The organism is Robbsia sp. KACC 23696 (assembly GCF_039852015.1).
Classification (GTDB): domain Bacteria; phylum Pseudomonadota; class Gammaproteobacteria; order Burkholderiales; family Burkholderiaceae; genus Robbsia.
In genome coordinates this window covers 493,841-514,391 of sequence record NZ_CP156626.1, presented here as the reverse complement: position 1 = coordinate 514,391, position 20,551 = coordinate 493,841, and the positions used below count along the sequence as shown (strand labels likewise).

Here is a 20,551-nt window from a genome sequence, read left to right as displayed (position 1 = left end):
GCGCGCGGCATACCGCGTTCAGGGCGAGATCGTGCCCAAACGCTCGCGCAGCGACTTCGGCCGCCCTTCGAACAGCGCGCCGTAGTAGACGGTATTCGACAAGACATTCTCGACGTAGTCGCGGGTCTCGTTGAACGGAATCGTCTCGGCAAAGATCGCGCCTTCTTCCGGACGCGTCAATACCGCGCGCCATTGCCGCGAACGACCCGGCCCGGCGTTGTAGCCAGCCGATGCCAGCACCGGCGATTGATCGAACTGGTCGTAGATCATCGCCAGATAGGCGGTGCCCAACTTGATATTGGTATCGAGTTCGTTGATCTGCGCACGGCTCAGCTTGCCCATGCCCAACTTGCGGGCGACGAGATCGGCGGTGCCGGGCATCAGCTGCATCAGGCCGGACGCGCCCACGCCGGACTGCGCGTTATAAATGAAGCGCGATTCCTGCCGCATCAGGCCATACGCCCACTCGACATCCAGGCCCGTGCTTTTCGCATAGCGATCGACGATGTTGCGGAACGGCGCGAGGTAGCGCAGCGAGAAGTCGTGCTCGCTACGCGTCCGGTCGGCCGTGTTGACCGCGCGGTCGAACAATTGGATCTGGTTCGCGTAATTCGCCGCCGCCAGCAATTGGCGATCGCTCATCCCGCGCAACTGCCAGTTCCACTCGCGATTGCCCTCGAAGCGCATATTCAGATCGTAGAAGCGACGCGCCAAGACAAAACCCGGATTGCGGCCGGCATCGGCGATTTCCTGCGCGCTGACCGTCGTGCGCGGCGGAATCGTCGTCGCGCCGCCCAGTGCCTCGTTGGCCAACTGCCCGTAGAAGCTGTACTGATTGGCAATCGATTGGAACAGCGTCTGTGCACCGGCCTGATCGCCGCCTTGTCCTGCCTGCTGCATCGCACGGGCGCGCCAATAGACCCAGACCGGCTGGTCGCGCAGGACCGGCGGCATCTCCTCGATCGACCAACGCACCATCGTCCAATCCTGCGCGCCCAAGGCGGCACGGGTGCGCCATTCGTATTCGTTCAGCGTCAGCTGCGTACCGGCAGTCATCCGATACCAGTCCACGGCCGCCGGCATTTGCTTCAAGGCCGCACGATAGGCAATCGCGCCCCAGCCGATGCCCCGCTCGGCCTCGGTCAGACGCGGCGCGACATTGGCGTAAGCCACGGCGGCCTGCGCCGGATCGTTCGCGGCGATCCGAATGATGGCCAGCAGCGCGAGCTGATGCGCGGGATCGTTCGTGCGGATTGTTTGGGACAGATAGATCGGCGGCTTGTCCGTGGCCATCGACAGCACCTGATCACTGGGCTTGTACGGACCCAGCGCATCGCCGATGCGACGGCCCAGCGACGTATAGTTGCCCTCATAGGCCAGGCGCATCTGCGCCCAGACATCGTCCGAGGTGAACTGGCCGCTCGCGGCCAGCGCGCCGATCAGATCGACACAGCCATCACCGTACCAGCGCGGATTCGTCAGCAGCAGACGCGCCGGTTCGGCCACGCTCTCGCCACGCGCCGCGCGTGCCTCGAGCGCATAGCATTTGACTTGCGTGTCGTCGTCGAGCTGGAAGCGCGGGTATTGCGTCATGAACGTGCGCCAGTCGTGGCGCGCGCCCAGCACGGTCAAGTAATCGTTGCGCAGACGATCGGCGATCGCGGTGCCATCGTATTGCTGCAGAAAGCCCACGATCTGGTCGTCCGGCGCGTCGAGCCGCGCCTTGCCCGACTGATCGAACATCTGCGGCTTGATGCGGTAATACGCAACATAGCTCGGAATCGGATAGTCCGGAATCTGCGCGGCAAGCTGGGCGGCCGCAGGCGCGTCGTTTCGACGTGCCGCGTCACGCAACTGCAGGAAGATCCGATCCGCCGCGTCCGGCGCCATAGCGGCGGACTGCGCACGTACCGCTCCGGGGGAACTGCATGCCGCCAACACGACTGCGACCAGACCCGCCGCCATCGCGCGATATACTCGCACCATTGTCTCTGCCATCTTGCGTTCTTTTGAATGTGAACAGCATATCACGCAGTCCCAGCGCCGCAGCGCTCGTATGCGCGCTCCACACAACGGGCCGAACCGCATGAGCGCCAACTCCCCACCGCCCAGCGTTAACCCGTCCCCTGTCCCCGACGCGATCGATCCGATCCGCCTGGAAAAAATCGCACTGCGTAAGCGTCTGCTCCCCTTGCGACAAGCCGCCCTGACGTCGGATCCCGCGACCGAACACGCCATCGCGGCCGGTGTTCGGGCCTGGCTCGACGCGGGCGGCTTCCGTTGCGTCGGCTTCTACTGGCCGCTCGCCGGTGAGCCGGATCTGCGTGCGACCCTATCTCATTGGTTGGCCGACGACCCCACGCGTCGCGCCGCGTTGCCCACGGAAGTGCAGCTTGCAAGCCCTTTAAGGTTTGCCGGCTGGCGCCCCGATACCCCGATGCGCATCGGCCGGTACGGCATCGGCATTCCGGAAAACGACGCAGACGCACCGGCCGTTGACATCACACCCGACGCTTTACTGATCCCCTGCGTGGGGTTCGATGCGCGGGGCTTTCGCCTGGGCTATGGCGGCGGCTTCTACGACCGGACGCTCGCCGACGCCGCGCAGCGTCCGGCCACGCTGGGCATTGCGCTGGAGGCCACGCGGATCGCGGCACTGCCGACCGACACCTTCGATATCCCGCTGGACGCGATTCAGACCGAGCAACAGCGTTATCGGCGCTAAGCGAGCATCGACGCGAGGTCTTCGCGCTCGACCACCGTCGAGACAGATCGCCGTCGGTGACGCCAACGTTGCCGTGTACGGTTCGGCGCAGGCTTAGGCCGACGTCGCCTCCACGGCAACGCCGATCAAGGCCGCGTACTGCCGCATCGCGGCGTCGCTACGGAAGACCTCGCCCATGATCTGGTCGAGCGGCGCGTTTTCCCAGCCCACCGCTTTTTCGATCAGATAGGGCACCGGACTATGGGGCTCCGCCTGCCGTAGAAAGGCGGCAATCTCCGCCAGTGCACGATACGCGTCGACGCGGCGCCATTCGATCTGCGCGTCCTGAAACGTGACCCCAGGCCCGGCACCCCGGATCGAACGCCCGGATACGCCTGCGCCCTCGTTCGCGCTGTCCGGCGATGTCTCCACCCTCGTCTCCTCCGCTGCATCGCTGCCCGTCATATCGCCATCCGGCATTCCGGCCGACGACGCGCGACGCGACGCCGGTCGCCCATCAATCAGCCCCTGTATCGCCTGAAGCGCCGCCTCGATGGCGCGGTCGCCCTGGCGCAAAGTGGGCACTTGCATCCGGGTCTCGCGGTCCGCATGGCGCGCGACGCCGACGTCCAACGCATCGCGCAACGCGTGCCATTGCGCGGCAAAGGTCGTCAGCTGCGCGTGAAGGTCGTGTAGTGCGTCGATGCGTGCGGGATCGGCCTTTGCACGCCAGGTCGCGGCATCGGGCACGCCCACGCCCGCCTTGCCGGCAATCACGTCGGACCACCGTGCGGGCGTCAGATCCAACGCGGCACCATTCGCGTGCGCGGCCTCGTCGCCACCGTCCGAGGTGATGGCGCCACCCAGGGACGGACACACGCTCAGTTCATGCCGCAGCAGGCGTGCCACGGCCTCGTCGAGCCAGGCGAAGACATTGAAGCGCGCATCGCAATCGTCCGGTGCGATCTCGGGAAAGCCGTCACGCCAGTAATGCGACACCAAGGCCCGCATCACCATCACGCCGGCGCGCAATCCCGCGACGCCCGAGACATGAAACCATCCCTCACACAACCAGGCGCCCACTTGATAGTCTTTTCCGCTTTCGCCGAGCGCGCGTTGGCACAAGGCCTGTACCTTGCCCCAATCGGCCTTCTTCCGCGATTTGATCCACTCGCCTTGCGGTAGCGACGGATCGTCGGCGACGCGGGCCAGCTTGATCTCGCCGAACACCGGGTGATAGCGCAACGCGGCGCCCACGGGCGAGCCGCTGCCAAGCGGCGCCACGATCGCCGACATCGCGCTCACGAAGGGGGCAAGCGTCGCGTCTTCCCGCCACGCCTGGATCGTGACGTCCACGCGCGCTTGCCGTTCGGCTGCGATCGATTCGTCCGATGTCGACGCGGACACCTGCTCGCCTATCGCATCCACGGCCCACTCCGATGCGGGCCACGATACCGGCCGCGTGGGGTCACCATGCCGGCGCGCCCTGCGGCCGCCGAGCCGGCCAATCGATCGGCCGCACGGCCGTCACCGCGCCCGGTTGCTGGACGGCGTCGGATGCGGCATCGATCGTCGATCGTTCGTCGGATTGCAAGCTCACGCCGATGAAGACGCGCGCGTTGAGCGTCTCCTCCGTTCCACTGCGCGGATGCGCGTCCAGCGCATCGACCTGCGCCAATGTGGCGGCAGCGATCGGCAAGTCACACGTCTGCGTCGCGCCCGGGATGCAGGGCACGACGGGGAAGGAAAACGCCAAGGTTTCCGTGGCGCCGCCCTTCGCGAGTCGTTGGCGATCGATCATCGTCAGCAGCGCCCAGAGATCGTCGAAACGGAACGTCACCGTCTTGCCATCGGTCGCCAACGCCGGCTGATGGGGGTCCGTCCGGATGCGAATCTGCGCCTCATCTGCCAATCGCAAGGTCAAGACGATCGGATCTCCCGGCTGCCAGGCCAGTGCGGCCGGGCCTTGCGCCGTTAGCGCATCGCGCGGCTTACTCACACGCTGCACACCGGACTGAAACGTCCAATCGATGATCTGATTGCCGTACGATTCCGCCGCTTGATTCACCCGGAACGCGACCCGAATGCGCAACCCCTTTTGCAGGCCGACCGTCGCGAGCGTCGCCGGCGTCGTCTGGGTCGACGCGAGCGACGGTGCGGGGGTCATCGACGCAAGCACCGGCGCCATCGCCGCGAACTGCCGTGCAAACGTCGTCACCGATGCCGGCGTACTGGCGAGCCCGAACGCGCGGCTCTCCGCATCGACGGGCCCGGGCTGGGCTACAAAATGCCCAAACAGCGCCAGGGCTCTCGCGATCTGTCTGGGATCCGCTGCCGCCATGGGCCCAGCGTCATGCCGCCATGACGGCATGGCAAACGGAGCGCGGCCCGCGAGTTCCGCATTGAAGACGTTTTGGAAAGCCTGCCACGCGGTGCGTCGTTGCAGCACGTTCGCCGCGCGACATTGCGCCGATAGCCAGCGATACAGCTGCCATTGCGTCTCGCCGAAATAGTCCTGTGGCAAGGACTCGGGCGGCGCGGCCGCGATACGCGTACACGCGTCGGCGGCGGGCGCGCTTCCGTTTTCCGGACGACCGACGGCAAGAATGAACTGTTCGAGTTGCAACAGCGACGATGTCGGACTCCGCACCGCATGCCGCGCGAGATCCAGCACGATCGCGCGCCATTTTCGCGCCAGCTCGCTTTGCGCATCGGCAGCCGCCAGCAAGGGCAATTGCGCCTTTGCCTGTTCCGCCGACGCAACCACGTTCGCCGATTGCGCGCCGACGAAGGACGTCAATCCCTGCTGCGTGTGCACGCCGAAGGCGCACGCGATCGGCCAGGCGACCGCATCGCCGGACACGGCACGATCGCCCGCGCCGGCACGGGGACGCCCGCATGCATCGGCACGCGTCATCGCGCGGTCAATGGCGTAAGGGTCCGCCAGCGTCAACGCGCGATCCAACGCCGCCAGCCAGCTCATCGCATCGGCCGACACGCGCATCTGCAATTGCAACGCCGCGGGCTGCGCGCCGAGCGCCGTCAAGGCGTCGGCGATACGCGCCAGTGCCACACGGACGGCGGGCGCGGACGATGCCGCCGCCGCGTTGACGGGACCGTCCATCGCGGAAATCGGCACACGCTGCGCCGACTCGCCCAAGCGGTGCAGCAACATCACGGCGCGCTGCGCCTCGACGCCACGCGTAATGGCTTGCGCGACATCGGGCGTCAGCGGCAATACGGTCTTCCCAATAAATTGCTGGCGCGCGTCGTCCTGCATCGCCGCCGCCGTCAGCCCCTCCAGACGCCATCGCAGTACCTGCTGGTCTGCGGGCGCGGGGATGACCTGCGCGCGCGTCGGCGCCATGTAAGGCTGTGCCAACAGCGCCGTGAACGCGCTGCGCAAAGCGGTTCGCTCCGGCTTCACATGCCACGTCGCATCGACGCGACGCCACACGAGGCCGCTACCGGGGTCGGACAGCCACTGCGCCATATCGGATTGCAGCCCGCGCCTGCCGCGCGCCCAGCCTTCGCGCCAGTCCGTTGCGTGCACCGGTCCCAGCAATGCATTGCGCGCTATTCGGCCGGCGATACGATCGACATCGCGCGACACTGGCCACACGACAGGCCGGGATGGCGGAGTCGGCCCGACGACCGCGCGGGAAGCGCTCGCGCCCGCATCCCCCGCATCCTGTGCGTCTGCCCGCGCATCGGCGTCCCGCATCGGCTGGCGCGGAGGGCCCTCGGCCTCACTCAGCACCCAGCGCCATGCACCGCCCTCGACCATTGCCGCCTCGTCATCGAGCGCGGCGACGATCTCGGTATAACGCGCCGGCCAGTCGGCAGACGCGCCGTCTTGCCCATCGCCTTGTCCGAGCGCGCGCACCAGCGCATCGACGCGCCGGTCAGCCGATAACAACGGGCTCGCCGACAACACGTCGTGCCGCGCCCGTGCCGCGCGCAGCTGCCATGCCCTTTGCACGGCGCGAAGGACGTCCGGGTCTACCACGGAAGGCGGCCGCGACGCATCGTTCACGTAGCGATAGAACGTCCGCAAGCGATGCGCGACATCGCCCCGGACATCGTGCGCCATCACATCGCGAAACACCGTCCGAAAGTCGTCGGCATCGGCGGCCCCGCGAGCATCGGCGTTCCGGGCGGCATGCAATCGCTCCCATGCCAGCAAGGCCTGCGCCAATGCATCGACATCGTCCAGATAGGTCTGCACGTCGCGCATCGCAGGCATGTCGCGAGGGGTAGGGGTCGTGTTGTCGATGGCGTCCTCGGGCAAGCCGCCGCGCGCGTCGGCGTCTCGCCAGCCGGCGTCGGCTGCCTCGCTTCGATCGATCGCGTCTCTGGTCAAGCGTTGCATCTTGCGTCTGAAGGCCTGATCGAGCGCGACCACGGCCACGTCGCCAAACACTTGCTGGAATCGCGCGGACGCCCGCGCCTCCAGACGATCGAATGGCAGCCACATCCCGGGCATCGCGATGCGGGCGAGCGGCCCCGCCAGCGTGGTATCGACGGCGAGCAAGGCAATCGTCTTGTTGCGATACCAGTCGGCAGGCATCGCCTCCTGATGCTGCGCCGCAGCCGACATCGCGCTTTCATCGAGAAGTACATCGCGCAACGTCGCCGCCACTACTTTCGCGCGCGTTGCCGTCTGCCAGCTTGCCAGCCCGATACCGGCCGTCCAAGTCGCGAAACATGCCGCCGCGCCCCACAAGGCGATGCGACGTCCACTGCGCGCGCGCAAAAACTGCGTCGATGAGGCGCGCGTCAGCCCAACCTCCGCGAAAACTTTGCACAACAGGAGATCGCGGTAAAACGCCGGCTCGGATCCAGACGCCACCAACGGCGCGCTTGGCGGACAGTCGGCAGCGTCGCCGCCCCAGTAGATGCCGCGCAATAAAAACGGGTCGTGGTAGGCGTTGGGCCGCATCAAGGCCTCGATATAACGATGCAGCGGCTGGCGCATGGCGGCCCATTCGCCCGACAACGCGATCCATTCGGCCGCCGTGCCATCGATCCCACTGGCGCGATCGCGTTCCCGGTCATCGCGGCGCGGATCGGCGAACTGCTGCATCGTGGCATCCGCGACGTTTTCCAGCACCCGCGTCATCGCCTCGTCGACCCAGTCCGGCTCCCAACGTCGGTCCGGCGAATACGGCGACGACCAACCCACCATGCTGTCTCGCGCCGGCACGGAAAAGCCCTGCGCGAACGCCCGGAAGCCGGGGATCGCTTCGCATTCGCCGATGACCACATAGACCGTCACACGCATCGCGAACAGTCGCTGCAGATGCCAGAGCCGTTGATGCGCCAGTTGTGCCGCCTCCTTCAGCGCCACTTGCCCCTGCACCGAGTCATCGCGCAGCAGACGCGCCGGCACGACCAGCACGACCGCATCCAGCGGGCGGCCGGGACGATATCGGCGACAGCAACGCAGGAAGGCGTCCCAGACCGGCTGCGGCTGGCCCGGTACGCCGGAGGACGATGCGTGATCGATCAGCGGATGACGCAACTCGATGACCACGCCCCGGTCGGCACAGCGCCACGTCATGCCCGGCATCGCCGGCATGGCAGCAGGCTCGTCATCGTCGACCGCGACACGACGCGCCGCCAAGCGGCGTCTCATGATTGCCACCAGACGCGACGGCCACGGGCCGTCCGCCGCATGTCCGACATGCGATGCGGAGATCGGCGACCAGGGCGTGACGTCGAGATTCGACAGCGGTAGCGGTCGGGCATCGCGCGAGGCGTTCAAGACCAGCACGCAGGGTGCACCGTAGTGCATCCTGCGTGCGCCGATGCGCGCATCCACACGATCGGCGCAGGCGCGGAAGCCCTCGCGCAGCGCACGCAAGACGCTGGCGAGCGTTGCGGCGTTTGTTAGGCTCGTCGCGTTTGTTACGTTTGCCGCGTCCGGATCGCGTGCCGAGTCCGTCGAACGGGTCCGATCGGCAACCCCGCTCGCCTCTGCATCGACGGCAGCCGTCGCTGCGACGTTGCCGGCGGCAGGCGCGCCGCCCCCCCTCCGCGGCGCGGCGCGATTGCCCTTCATGCCAGCCGCAAGCATCGCGCGACTTTCGTGCAAGCCGATCCATCGGCGCCGGATCAGGACAACCATCGTCGCGATCAGCGCAACGCTTCCCAGGGCGGCCGCTATCGCCATCGTCAGCGCCGTCGTCGGCAGAGATGACAGCAGCGACATCACACTCACGTTATTCATATCCGCCCTTCCGTTGTGCGTTCACGCGCTGGCATCGCGATGCGCGGCATGAGAAGCGATTCGAACGACACGCGGCGGCTTCGTCAGCACTTGGGTCGAAGGCAGCATTGTTTGGCGCAGCGTCTCGCGCACGGGCCAACTGCTTGCAAGCCAGGCGAGTTCCGAAAGCACCAGCATCACGCCGATGCCAATCAAGACGACAATCGCCCACCGCGCCGGACGACGAAAGCGCATCGGCATGACGGTATCGAGCGTATGCGCATAGGGTCGGGCATCGACGCGACGCGGCCGACGCGCATCGTCGGAAAGCGGACGCTGCATCAACGCCTCGTAAAGCGCCCGTCGATACCGGGCGAGCTGCTCGGCCGCGCTCGCGCCGACAGACGCTTCCCCTAGCGGCGCGAATTGTCCGAGCGAGGCGAGGTGTCCGTGATAGCGGCCGCGATAACCCAGTGCCAGCATCGACAGATAGAGTCGTGCCAGCATCGGCGTGGACGGACGTTGCGTCTTCACGAGCCGCTCGATGCGGGCGAACACCGCATCGCCGGCCACATGACTGTTGAACAGGCGTGCCTCGATAAGGCAGCCGATCCATGCGGCCTGCCCAGGCCACGCGGTGTTCAGTAGCAGATCGTCCGCCAGCGCGGCGAACATATATTGCAGTTCATGCGCCGCCTCGCCTATCTCGGCGTAAGCGCTCATCTGCCACTGCACGCCCTGTAACTGCAGGCGTTGCACCAGGCGATCACTGACCTCCCGGGCCGCTTCGACCGCCCGCGTCGGGGGCGCCGTGGGCCCGTCCTCGGCACGCGGTGCCGGAGGCCCGTACATATCGGAGCCCGGCACCCATGCGGTGCTGTCGGCGACGAAGCTAGCCGCATCGACGGAGCGCGCGATCCCGTCGATTTCCGCCACGAAGGCGCGAAACGGCACGAATACCGCCGCATCCTGCCAGCTGGGAATGCTCAGCATGCGACGGCCTCCATCGTATTGCTTTCGCGCCCGTCGCCCTGGATCGGCAGCGCTTCGAGCAAGACGAATGTCGGCTCGTACACGGGCTGCCCAGGCGTAGGCGGCCGGTACAGCGCCAGCGCGGTTCCCGCCTGCAGGTAAGCGTGCCGCGTATCGATACGAAACACCGCACGAGTCGCGCTATCGCCGCCGATGCGCGTCGATGCATCATCGATCGCTTCGCGCGGCAGGCCGAGAACACGGCGCGCGCGTAGCGTGGGCAGATCGGCCTTCGATCCAATCACCGCGTTCGCCATCCACGCCGTCAAACCTTGTATCGTCCCGCCGATTGCGACGACCAGACAGCTGTCGCCGAGATCCTCTTCCAGAACCGCTTCATAGACCCCGTCGCGTAAGGTGAACGTGCGCTCGCGATAGCGCACGCTAACCGCCTGCATGGCCCGCTCGATATCGGCGATCAAGGGCATCACGCTCTTTCCCGGGTCGTCGTGATCGTAGCGATCGAGTAAGGCCGGCACCGTGTCCTCGAGCAACAGCGCCAAGGCGCCGCGGATGGCAGCGAGCGCCCCGAACAACGTATGCGGATGCAGGTCCGGCGTCTGCCGCATCGCCTCGACCTGCGGCAATGCCAGCGTCAGGCACCGAAGACCGTCGCGCGCAGCGAGACCCGGCTGCGCGCGCTGCCGTGCGAGAAACACCGCTTTGGCGCGCATCCGCACGGCGATATCGGACAGCCGCGCCATGATCGGCCCCTGATCCGCCAGCCGCAGCGACGGCGGCAGACGATCGTCGAGCATCACGACATCGGCGCTACGCCTTAACGTGGCGATCCGCAACACGTCATAGCGCGCATCGGGCACGTCGCCTGCCGCCAGGCGCAGATGGGGCACCCGGCGCGGCACCGCCACGGCATCTCCGCCGGATACCGTATCGGGCACGAGCGGCCCGGCAACGGATCGAAAACGTCGGCGCGCCGCCTTCGCATCGGCATCGGCATCGGCGGTGTCATCGGCAGGATTGCCTTGCAGCGTATGCGCCCCGGGAAGCGTCAAATACACATCGACGGCGTCGCCGTTCAGCAGCGCCGCGTGCCGCTGCAGATCGAGTTCGAGCGGCGCCTGCAAGGGGTCCGCCACGTCGTAGTGCACCACCGTGCCATCCGACATGACGGCCTCCAGCGCAAGGACCTGGATTTTGCCGAGTGCCAATGACATCGGCTCGAAACGACAGGACCAGACACCCCAGGCGAAGGGACTGGCGTGCAAACGATGCCAGCGCATCAGTTGGTCCACGCGCGCGTCCAGCAACTGGAAGTGCTGCGGCGACAACAGCATGCCCTCATGCCATTCGACCCGCTCGATGATGCTTTCCCTACGCTCGTCGGTCATGCCCTGGCCATCCGGTTGATACTGCGCACTACCGATCCATTACGACGTCGATTCGCTCCGGCCCCAACTGCACCGTGACCGCTCCTCTCCAAGTGGCGATCCGGGCCCGATGCACGCCCGGCGTGCCATATCGCGCAAACACGAAAGCGGCATTGGCCCGGCGCGACGTCATGTGCGCGCGCGGCAACGCCAGCGTCTGCCCCGGCACCACCTCGCGGGCGATGTAACGGAGACGATTCGGGAACAAGGCCTGCAAGGTCTCGCGTTGCGCAAACCACTGCGCCGCCGACAAACCCGCGAGGCGATCGCTCATTTCCGCGTCGGCACTCAACACCAGGTCGACCGCGACGGGATGGTTGGCATTCGCATCGACCGCCGCGACCAAGGACAGTCGCGACCAATGAATGGCATGCGACGCGCAGCCACTCGATACCGCCAGCACCAATGACAAGGCCGACACCACCGATAGCATCAACGCGACGCGCGTCGCGCCCTGCCGAAAACGGCGCGTACCACCGCTCCGCGCCCTCATCCGCCCACCGTCACGGTCGCCTGACCCGGCGCGACGATCTTGATGACGCCGCCCCACTGGCACAACAAGAGGCTCTTGCTATCCAGTGCCGGCGTCTTGCCGATCACGGTGCGCAATGCGCCGGGAATCCACGGCGCAGCACAGACAGGCACGCATGGCATCGGCGTCAACACACCGGCCGCGGCGGCGGTGGCAGCAGCCACCATCGGATTGGCCGGACAAGAACAAACACCGAAAGGCACGATATTCACGAGGGGAAGGTTGTCGGTAATGGTGGCCGCCGGCGTCCCCGACAGCGTCCGCTTCAGCGGCAGTACGTTCAGTACCGAAGGGGCGGCGCCGAACGTGCATTGCAGCGTGGCACCGGCGATCGTCAACAAGGCCATTGCAAATCCTCCCCGGTGCGCCAGGCACCGACGTCCATCAGTTGATCGACACCAGGCCGCCTTTCAACGTCAACATGCCGCCGCCGTCCACCGTCTGCGTCGCCGATGCTTTCGACGATATCGACAGCCCTTCGTTCGACAAGGTCGTCCCGGCCTTGTTCGTCAATGCCGTCCCCGCCTCATTGGACAGCGCGCCTGCCGCCTTGATCCCGATATTGCCGCCCACCTCGATGGTGAAATTGCCATCGATTCGCAACGTATAGTCCCCGGAGACCAGATGCCGATAGGCGGACCCATCGTGCACGGCATGATCGCCGTTGACCGTTTCGGTCCGCTTGCCCTGCACCGTCTGCGTGTCGTCACCTTCGGCGATTTCAAACACACGGTTTCCCTTGCTCACACGATGCGTCTCGTCGCCGTCGGCGATCGTCGTCGACATCGCATTCGTCACGTCGATCTGCATCGCCCGGCTGGCGTGAAGCGCCAACAATTGCGCGTCCGCCTTGTCGTCGAAGACCAGCGCATTGCCGTCGCTGGCACCCGCGCCGAAGGTGCGCGAGCGCAGGACCGTCTGCGTCTGCTCACGCGGCAAGGTGAGCGGCGGTGTGTGTACGTCGTTGTAAAGGGTCGCCGTCACGACGGGGCGATCCGGATCGCCCTCCACGTAATTCACCAGGACTTCCTGTCCGATGCGGGGCAACACCCAATGTCCCCACCCTTGCCCCGCCGTTGCTTGGGCAATGCGTATCCAGCACGACGCATGTTCGTCGGCAGCACTTGTGCGATCCCAGTGCAATCGCACCTTGATCCGCCCCGCGTCGTCGACCCAGACCGTTTCTCCCGCTGGCCCAACCACGACGCCGGTCTGCGATCCGGCGATGCGGGGCCTGTCGATCGGCTCCGGTCGAAAGGGGCAATCGACCGGCATCGCCGAAAACCGCGCCTGGTACCGCCCGTCTTGAATCTGATGCCGGACCGTCAACACACGGTAATCGCTATCGCCCGGCTTATTGGCGTCTACGCCGTCGCCTTTCAGCGCCATTCGCGACCACGCCGTCAAGGCATGACAACACGTCGTCCCGGACAGCGTGGCACGCGGGACGCCCGCCGCTTCCAAACGCCGCTGCGCCCGCTGCGCGCCATCACCGACATCGTCGTGCCCGCCCGGATAGACATACCGTGCGCCCCACGCCGCCGTGTTGCCCGCCTGCGCCAATAGCAAGCTGGCCGATGTCGTCGGCTGATAATCGTTGACGATCACCTGACGCGGCACCGCCGTCTGTGCCATGCGACGCGCCCACATCGTATCGAAGGCCATATGTTCCGCCGGGCGGCGCACATAACGCAGGACCTGCGTCGTACTACCCGGCAAGGCATACGACGGCACATCGGCGAGAATGAGCCGGGGCGGCTCCGCGGCCATGTCGAAACAAAAGAAGATGCCTGCTTCCGCCATCAGACGGGCGATAAAAGCGTATGCACTTTCGTCGTATCTCACACAATAATCGCGGACCGGATAGGTCTTCGTGAGACAGTCTTCGAAGGCGATATCGTGTTCGCGGAAGAGGCTCCCCATGATCTCGGGAAGACGCTGACCTTGATAGATGGAACGATCCGAATCGAAGGTCAGCAACGCTATTTTCGGCACGACGCTGGCGGTGTAGCAATGCACGATATCGTGGTCGTTTCCCGGTGCCGTTCGCGCGTCGCCCTCGACGATTTCGGACACGATCCCACGCACGAAACGATCGCGTTGCCCCGCGAAGCGCATGGTGATCGACAGCGGCCGCGTGATCATCGTCGTGACGTCGAGCGGTTCGCCGCTCACGGTGAACGCGATCGAAAACGCATAAAGCCGCGACACCCCCTCCTCGCCGTCCAGCGTGTCGAGCACGAGGACCTGATCGACGCCTTCGATGCGCAGGCTCGCCGTGAAGTCCGTGCGGTTTTCCGCATCAGGCATCGTCGTGCTCCCGGACCGCGTCATCGACCGTCGCGTGCTGGTCGAGCTGCACGGAGAAGCGCGCATGCCGCGGCGCGACGCCTCGCGTCCGGGTACACGATGGCCCACCGGACAGCCGCGCGGTCCATCCCAGCCGTGCACGCGATAGCGACAACGGTGCCACGGCACCCGTGTCATCCATGCAGACCGTCACATGCACCATCAGCCGTGACGGCAGATAGCGTTTCAAGGCCTCGATCAGCACGCCATGCCGCGCGCCGCCCGGCAGCAACGCATCCGGGGACACGCGCCCGCCAACCGCGCATCGCAACGCGATGCCCGCCGATTGATCCCATGCGCGTCGCCCCAGCGCGCAGCGCCCGTCGAGCACCGCGCCGGCCGTCCGTCGACCGGCGATCCGACATTGCTGGCGTGGATCGATCGTCAGCCAGCCGCCGACAAACGGCTTGGCGTCGGCGCGAATGTCCAGACGATGTTGCAGCAACGTTTCCAGCCCCTGGAGCGAGCGCGGCGCGCTGGACAGCAGTCCCGCATACGTCGGCCGGGTCGGCGCCGACCGCTGGGCGTCTCCCATCAACGCGCGCAGTACCGCCATCAATGGCGGACCATCGGCATCCCCCAAAGTCGACAGCGCGGCGAAGCGACGCTTCTTGCTGCGATACAAAAACGTCAGCAGACGATGATGGAAAATATCGAGAAAATCGCGCGTCGCGTAATCGCGCTGCGCCGCGCGTTCGAACAGGCGTCGCGCGAACGGCTCGGGCAACGGCCCCTGCACGCCGGCGAGCGCCATCACCGCGGTGCGCAACACCGTTGGCGCGCGCGATTCCCCTGTCGGCTCGACCGACGCGATATCGCGCGACTCGAATTTCATCGACGTGACCGCGCCCAACCGCACGGCCTCGTCTCGTCCGTCGCCATGCCCTAGCGGCACGCAGTCCGCCCGCGCACGCTCGATCAGGCGGATGGCCTGGAACAGGTTGTAGCGCTCCGGCTGCGCCGCGAGGCGCCGCATCACATCATCGGATAGGTCCCTGCGATGGGTGTCCACTGATGCCATATCTCGCCTCCCTTGTTCACCACCAGGCAAATGAATGTGTTGACCGAGGTGTACATCGCAAAGACCCGCGCCAACACGGCCGCGAGCAGCAAGGGCGATGTGCCCGCAAAGGCCTCTTCGTCGAATTCCATCGTGATACGTGTGCCGCGGCAAAACCCCCGCCAGCCTTCGTTTCCGAGATGCCAGGTCATCGCTTCGGCGCGCACCGTGCGCACGCCGTCGATCTGCGCTTTCTCGGCCACGCTCCCATACGAAAACACACTGAGCAGATCGTGCAGATAGCGCACCGCCTCGCCATTCGAAAACGTCTGGTAATGGAGCGTCAGCAGCGATACCAGGCGCCACAAGGCCTCGCTGCCAAGCGGCGGCAAGCGCGCGATGGTGGGCGATGCCAGGCTCTGCGCACGCACATGCTGCGATCCGCGGCTCAGCGTCATCCGCGCATCGGCGGGCATCTGCTCCGCAAGCCGCCGGTTCGAGCAAAGAAGGCGCGCATACACGGTCCATGCGGGGCGCGGCGTACCGGCGTGATCGGCATCGACGAAACTAATAAAGGCGTCGGTTCCGGGACGATGCGGACGTATCGATCGCGCCATCCGCGTCATCCATAGCAAGGCCGCATCGCGCGCCTGATGCGTTCCGGGCGCCACAGCGGGCGACAGCACCGGCGCCGGATCGGCGTCGGGCACACCGCTCGGCCCCCCCCGCCCCGATGCCGGCGACGCCATCGCGTAATGCCGTAGCGGCACGGTGCTGCCGCTGGCGCCGTCGATGTACCACGCGCCCTCCACCGCGACGATCTCCGTATAGGCGTCGTGCCGATGGTCCGCCACCAGCGGATAGTCGTAGTGCCGCTCGTCCACGCGCACCGGCTCGCTGGTTCGCTGGAACAGATTGATCACCGGTACGCACGCAAGATCGAAATGCGCGGCACGCACCGCCGGCAGCGCCCTGACGGAGCGGTCGTACTGAAACGTCAGGCGCGCCGTGCGCCCCTCGCCGAACGCGCCCGCCGGTAGATGCAGATCGAAGAAATGAAACTTTTTGGGAAAGACGAAATACTCCTGCAGCAGCACATACGGCAGATACGCCGGCGCCGGTGCGCCCAGCAAGGACTCCTCGGCCGCGAAGCCCACCTCCCGCCAGGCGCCCGCACCCAGCACCTGCGCCGGGCCTGCATCGGAATGCACGCTCACCTGCCGCACGGCGGTCAACATCAGCGCATAAAGCGGCGTCACTTCGGTCCAATCGCCGCAGAGATAGACCCGCAGACGGCGGATATCGCACTCGTGAAACGTTGCCCCGTGCGTCGTTTCCAACGTCAAGGTAATCGCGTCGTCGCCGGTCTGGGAAGCGCCGCTTACCCGCACCGGCCACAGCGTCATGTCCCAACCGGTACGAAAATGACAGGGCACGCCGTCCACCGTCTCCGCCTGCAAGGCCGTATGCCGGGCCAGCCGATAGCCAGCCGTGACCTTGCCCTGCGCCGGATCCAGCGACAGGCGGACGATCGACATCGACGGCAAAGGCTGCGCCAGCGAAGGGCAAACCTGCGCGAGTAGCGCACCGGCCAGCTCCGGGGCAGCTTGATCGATATCGCGATGGACGCGTGCCGTCAGAAAGGCGACGGCCTCGATCAGCCGCTCGGTTTGCGGATCTTGCGATTCCGTACCGGACAGCGCCAGACGCGCGGCCACGTTCGGATAGCGGGCAGAAAAGGTCGTGCCCTGCTGCCGCAGATACGCCAGCTCGTGCTTGTAGTATTCCAAGATGTCATCGGACATCGACGTTCGCCTGCAGGGACATCAGTCGGTCGCGACGGCAGAGCCTTGTATCGGGCCTTGCCACGCGGCATCGTCTTCGGACGCGGGATCGAGCGGCACGACGCGCGATAGCCCACGGGCCGATTGCGTCAAAACGAAATGCGCTTCTTCACGCACCGGCCCGGCCCTAATCCGCGCGCGGATCGACAACTGCGCATCGACGGGTCCCACCGAGTCGGCATGCAAGGTGATATGCACATCCGACAACCGTGGTTCGAAGCGTGTGATGGCCAATACCATTACACGCGCCAGCAATTGCCGATCCGCCGCGGACTGCATCGACAAGCCGCGGAGATCGGGCAATCCGTAATCGAGTAAATCCAGGATTTGCACTTCATAGCGCCGTATCGGCACACGTGACAGCGTTTGGAACAGATCCGACAATTCGTTTGCGATAGAGGCGCGCCACGCGGAGGCGAGATCGGCGTACGATCCCTTCTCCGTCCGGTGACGCGCCGGCGCGGCGCAACTGCCGTCCTCGCCATGCGACGCCAGTCGATCGAACAACAGCGACGGTGCATCGCCGATCGGATCGACACCAAGGCGGCGCGACTGCGGCAGGCGATGTCCGAAACGCACGGGTCCGATCGACATGACGGTGCCGATCAGCCTTTATTGTTCGTGGCGAAGTTCCACTTGGCCGAGGTGTTGCCCTTGCCCGCGGCATCGGTGCCTTGCGTCTTGTACGTAATCTCGATTTCCGAGAAGCTCAGCAAGACGGAATCGGAACCCTCCATATCGACCGCGGTCGTCCCCAGGCTGGCAACGATGACATTTTTCAGCGTGTAGACCATGTCGGGATTGGCGCCGGACTCCACGTTGCGCACGATGCTGATCGTCGCCGTGGCATGCGACTTTCCTTGCGCGCAGGCCTGATACAAGGTCGGCGTGGCCATATCCATCCGCTTCGTCAGCGAGAGCGTGTTGCCGGTGGGAATCCCCACGCCACGCCCGAGATTCGACGGATCGGTATTTCCATGATTCGCCACACCCATCGCCATCGTCTCGATTTCGATCGTGTCTTCGAACCCTTTCTTCGTGCTATTACCCTTTACGCCTTCCAGCTTCAATAAAATAGACATGTCGCGCTCCTTGCATGAAACATAGCAATCCTGATGATTGCCATGATGTCCGGGAAAGCGAATGCGACAAGGCACCGATGCGTTCCCGGGGTGAGCTGTCCTGCAAAAGCGGGCGCATCGACCACGCCGCCGCATCCGCAGGGCAAGCGTGGACGAATCAGGCGGCCGGTTCCGGCAAATCGGTCACCAAGCGCATCGACGCCGTCATTTCCTCCATCTGAAAATGCGGCTTGATGAAACACGTGGCGCGAAAGCTGCCAGGTCGCCCGGGCACTTCGGTCACATCGATGCGCGCCGCACTGAGCGGGAATCTGGCTTTCATATCCTGCGGCGCCGAGTCGTTCAATAAGACAAACGACGATACCCAGTCATTCAGATAGGCACTGATGGCTTCCTTCGATTGGAAACTGCCCACCTTGTCGCGCATCATGACCTTCAGATAATGCGCGAATCGCGACGCCGCCATGACGTAGGGCAAGCGGCTCGACAGCGCGGCATTCGCGTTCCCGGCATCGGTGCTGTACAAGCCCGGCTTGTTGACCGTCTGACTGCCGAAGAACGTCGCCGAACTCTCACCCTTGGCGCTGACCAGCGAGACGAAACCCAGGTCGCTCAGCTCCTTTTCGCGACGATCGGTGATGGCGACCTCGGCCGGGCATTTCAAGGCCATATCGCCCTCGTCGGTCTGGAAGACGTGCGCGGCAAGGCCCTCCACCTGGCCCCCGCCCTCCACGCCGCGAATTGCCGTCGGCCAACTATGCTGCGCAAATGCATTCGTGATGCGCAAGGCCAACTGGTAGGCCGCATTGGCCCACAGGTATTTGCTATGGTCGCTGCCGTTCACGTCCTCCTCGAACTGGAACGTCTCCACGGGCTGCGTCTTCGCGCCGTAAGGCACGCGTGCGGCATAGCGCGGGAGGACCAAGGCGACGTAGCGCGAATCCTCGGTTTCCCGAAAAGCACGCCACGGCGCCAGCTCGGCGCTCTCGAATGTCTTCGACAAATCGCGCGGCACGCCCAGCTCCGTGTACGACTTCAAATCGAACAACGAGGGGGCGGCAGCCGCGATGAAAGGCGCATGTGCGGCGGCGGCCACCTTTGAAATGCCCTCGAGCAAGGCCACATCCCGCGGGTGACGACCGAACGGGTAATCGCCGACGAGCAGGGAATACGGCGCACCGCCGAAGGTGCCGTACTCCTCCTCGTACAACTTCTTGAACAACACGCTCATGTCGTGATCGACCGCGCCTTCGATGTCCTTCAGCAGCTCCGCTTTCGACACGTTCAATACGCGTAACTTGAGCCGTGCGCTGGTTTCGGTACCGAAGACGAGATCGGACAGACCGCGCCAGGAACCCTCCAGCGCCTGAAACGTCGGGTCGTGCATGATGGCGTTCAATTGATCGGTCAGGATGGCATCGATCTGCGCAACCCGTGCGTTGATCATCGCCACCACGCTCTTGTCGGGACCGGCTTGCATGCCTTCATCCAGAATCTGCGACGCGAGCTGGCCGATCAGTTGCCGGGCATAGCCGCCTTGCGTCGGCTCGACCGCCATATTCCCCTCTTGGACGATGCGGTCGAGCAGGGACAGCGGCAGCAAGGTCGCCTCGGCGAGCGGTGCGCCGGACTCCGCCGTGACGGGTGTTTCGGTATTCATGGTATTGCTCGCGTCGATTGATCCGCATCGCGCGCCGTTTCCGGCGTGGCGCCGGCCGTGCCTGCGTCGTGTTGCAGCGCTTTCAGTGCCTCGGTATTGCTGACGACGCCCTCCAGCAGCGCGTCCAACTCATCGTTGCCATCGAGCTTTGCGAGCAGATCGCGTAGCTGCTGACGCGCTTCCAGCAAGCGCTTCAATCGGGGCACCTGGTTCACCAGCGCATCCGGATGAAAGTCGTGCATCGTGTCGAAGCGCAATGCCAATTCGAGATTACCCTCGCCTTTCATCGTATCGGGCGTTGAAAGCACCAAACGCGGCGCCATTCGTCCCATCACGTCGTTGAAGTTGTCCCGATCGATCTCGGTGAGTCGCCGATCCTTGAGCTTCGGCAGCGGTTTTTCGGGCATACCGGACAGATCCGATAACACGCCCACCACCATCGGGAGTTCCCGACGTTCGACGGCATCGCCAACTTCCACGTCGTAAGTAATTTGCACCCTTGGGGAACGGTTACGGCCTACCCATTTTTGCAAGCTATTCGACATACTCTGCTCCTGAAACGCATCCCGCTCTACAGGACAGGTCCTATGGTGGGATCACGGCTGGAAACCTTCGCTTACCACGGGCCATGAATCGCGCGAACGGCGCGGCGATTCCCTCTGGATAACCGACGGCGGGAGAGTGAACAGTAAGTCGTTGCTGCCGAGATCTATAGCTGGCGGGGTCTCAAAACCTTGGGACATCAGGAA

15 protein-coding genes are annotated in these 20,551 nt (G+C 65.3%); 1 reads left to right on the top strand and 14 read right to left on the bottom strand.

What is annotated here, in order from left to right:
* Window positions 1-18 precede the first annotated feature (18 nt).
* Window positions 19-1,998 carry a transglycosylase SLT domain-containing protein gene (locus ABEG21_RS02025; protein WP_347555622.1) on the bottom strand — a complete coding sequence of 660 codons (1,980 nt, stop codon included), beginning with the start codon at window positions 1,996-1,998 and terminating at the stop codon, window positions 19-21.
* Window positions 1,999-2,086: 88 nt separating this feature from the next.
* Here ABEG21_RS02025 and ABEG21_RS02020 point away from each other — a divergent pair, with 88 nt between their 5' ends.
* Window positions 2,087-2,725 carry a 5-formyltetrahydrofolate cyclo-ligase gene (locus ABEG21_RS02020; RefSeq protein WP_347555621.1) on the top strand — a complete coding sequence of 213 codons (639 nt, stop codon included), beginning with the start codon at window positions 2,087-2,089 and terminating at the stop codon, window positions 2,723-2,725.
* A 93-nt stretch (window positions 2,726-2,818) separates the two neighbouring features.
* Here ABEG21_RS02020 and tssA read toward each other — a convergent pair whose 3' ends face one another.
* The 13 genes from tssA to tssB form a co-directional block, all read right to left on the bottom strand.
* On the bottom strand, window positions 2,819-4,132 hold the full coding sequence (gene tssA / locus ABEG21_RS02015) for a type VI secretion system protein TssA (protein ID WP_347555620.1): 1,314 nt from the start codon (window positions 4,130-4,132) through the stop codon (window positions 2,819-2,821).
* Between the two features lie 40 nt (window positions 4,133-4,172).
* Window positions 4,173-8,936: a type VI secretion system protein gene (locus tag ABEG21_RS02010; protein WP_347555619.1), complete on the bottom strand. Its 4,764-nt coding sequence runs from the start codon at window positions 8,934-8,936 to the stop codon at window positions 4,173-4,175.
* A 21-nt stretch (window positions 8,937-8,957) separates the two neighbouring features.
* Entirely contained in the window at window positions 8,958-9,908 is a 951-nt protein-coding gene (locus ABEG21_RS02005) for a DotU family type IV/VI secretion system protein (protein WP_347555618.1), read from the bottom strand.
* Window positions 9,902-11,296 carry a type VI secretion system baseplate subunit TssK gene (gene tssK, locus ABEG21_RS02000; protein ID WP_347555617.1) on the bottom strand — a complete coding sequence of 465 codons (1,395 nt, stop codon included), beginning with the start codon at window positions 11,294-11,296 and terminating at the stop codon, window positions 9,902-9,904. The genes ABEG21_RS02005 and tssK overlap by 7 nt, the downstream gene beginning before the upstream one ends.
* Before the next feature lie 28 nt (window positions 11,297-11,324).
* Window positions 11,325-11,828 carry a hypothetical protein gene (locus ABEG21_RS01995; RefSeq protein WP_347555616.1) on the bottom strand — a complete coding sequence of 168 codons (504 nt, stop codon included), beginning with the start codon at window positions 11,826-11,828 and terminating at the stop codon, window positions 11,325-11,327.
* Window positions 11,825-12,214 (bottom strand): DUF4280 domain-containing protein, encoded by a 390-nt coding sequence (locus ABEG21_RS01990; protein ID WP_347555615.1) that lies wholly within the window; start codon window positions 12,212-12,214, stop codon window positions 11,825-11,827. The genes ABEG21_RS01995 and ABEG21_RS01990 overlap by 4 nt, the downstream gene beginning before the upstream one ends.
* 37 nt (window positions 12,215-12,251) lie before the next feature.
* Window positions 12,252-14,177, bottom strand: a complete 1,926-nt coding sequence (gene tssI, locus ABEG21_RS01985; protein WP_347555614.1) for a type VI secretion system tip protein TssI/VgrG — start codon at window positions 14,175-14,177, stop codon at window positions 12,252-12,254.
* Entirely contained in the window at window positions 14,170-15,237 is a 1,068-nt protein-coding gene (gene tssG, locus ABEG21_RS01980) for a type VI secretion system baseplate subunit TssG (RefSeq protein ID WP_347555613.1), read from the bottom strand. The genes tssI and tssG overlap by 8 nt, the downstream gene beginning before the upstream one ends.
* Window positions 15,192-17,021 (bottom strand): type VI secretion system baseplate subunit TssF, encoded by a 1,830-nt coding sequence (gene tssF / locus ABEG21_RS01975; protein ID WP_347555612.1) that lies wholly within the window; start codon window positions 17,019-17,021, stop codon window positions 15,192-15,194. Before tssF ends, tssG begins: the two co-directional genes overlap by 46 nt.
* Window positions 17,022-17,042: 21 nt before the next feature.
* Window positions 17,043-17,654: a type VI secretion system baseplate subunit TssE gene (gene tssE, locus ABEG21_RS01970; RefSeq protein WP_347555611.1), complete on the bottom strand. Its 612-nt coding sequence runs from the start codon at window positions 17,652-17,654 to the stop codon at window positions 17,043-17,045.
* Window positions 17,655-17,665: 11 nt separating this feature from the next.
* A complete protein-coding gene (locus ABEG21_RS01965; RefSeq protein ID WP_347555610.1) occupies window positions 17,666-18,142 on the bottom strand; it encodes a type VI secretion system tube protein Hcp in 477 nt (158 codons plus the stop codon).
* A gap of 157 nt (window positions 18,143-18,299) precedes the next feature.
* On the bottom strand, window positions 18,300-19,802 hold the full coding sequence (gene tssC, locus ABEG21_RS01960; protein WP_347555609.1) for a type VI secretion system contractile sheath large subunit: 1,503 nt from the start codon (window positions 19,800-19,802) through the stop codon (window positions 18,300-18,302).
* The gene (tssB, locus tag ABEG21_RS01955; protein WP_347555608.1) at window positions 19,799-20,347 is read right to left on the bottom strand and encodes a type VI secretion system contractile sheath small subunit; all 549 of its coding nucleotides are present in this window, start codon (window positions 20,345-20,347) and stop codon (window positions 19,799-19,801) included. The genes tssC and tssB overlap by 4 nt, the downstream gene beginning before the upstream one ends.
* Window positions 20,348-20,551 lie beyond the last annotated feature (204 nt).

Excerpts from the sequence above, each read along its gene's own strand:
- ABEG21_RS02025 (WP_347555622.1), bottom strand. The coding sequence starts at position 1,998 with ATGGCAGAGACAATGGTGCGAGTATATCGCGCGATGGCGGCGGGTCTG.
- ABEG21_RS02010 (WP_347555619.1), bottom strand. The coding sequence starts at position 8,936 with ATGAATAACGTGAGTGTGATGTCGCTGCTGTCATCTCTGCCGACGACG.
- tssG (WP_347555613.1), bottom strand. The coding sequence starts at position 15,237 with ATGGCATCAGTGGACACCCATCGCAGGGACCTATCCGATGATGTGATG.
- tssC (WP_347555609.1), bottom strand. The coding sequence starts at position 19,802 with ATGAATACCGAAACACCCGTCACGGCGGAGTCCGGCGCACCGCTCGCC.
- tssK (WP_347555617.1), bottom strand. The coding sequence starts at position 11,296 with ATGACCGACGAGCGTAGGGAAAGCATCATCGAGCGGGTCGAATGGCAT.
- tssE (WP_347555611.1), bottom strand. The coding sequence starts at position 17,654 with ATGTCGATCGGACCCGTGCGTTTCGGACATCGCCTGCCGCAGTCGCGC.
- tssI (WP_347555614.1), bottom strand. The coding sequence starts at position 14,177 with ATGCCTGATGCGGAAAACCGCACGGACTTCACGGCGAGCCTGCGCATC.
- ABEG21_RS01990 (WP_347555615.1), bottom strand. The coding sequence starts at position 12,214 with ATGGCCTTGTTGACGATCGCCGGTGCCACGCTGCAATGCACGTTCGGC.
- tssB (WP_347555608.1), bottom strand. The coding sequence starts at position 20,347 with ATGTCGAATAGCTTGCAAAAATGGGTAGGCCGTAACCGTTCCCCAAGG.
- ABEG21_RS02020 (WP_347555621.1), top strand. The coding sequence starts at position 2,087 with ATGAGCGCCAACTCCCCACCGCCCAGCGTTAACCCGTCCCCTGTCCCC.
- ABEG21_RS02005 (WP_347555618.1), bottom strand. The coding sequence starts at position 9,908 with ATGCTGAGCATTCCCAGCTGGCAGGATGCGGCGGTATTCGTGCCGTTT.
- ABEG21_RS01965 (WP_347555610.1), bottom strand. The coding sequence starts at position 18,142 with ATGTCTATTTTATTGAAGCTGGAAGGCGTAAAGGGTAATAGCACGAAG.
- ABEG21_RS01995 (WP_347555616.1), bottom strand. The coding sequence starts at position 11,828 with ATGAGGGCGCGGAGCGGTGGTACGCGCCGTTTTCGGCAGGGCGCGACG.
- tssF (WP_347555612.1), bottom strand. The coding sequence starts at position 17,021 with ATGTCCGATGACATCTTGGAATACTACAAGCACGAGCTGGCGTATCTG.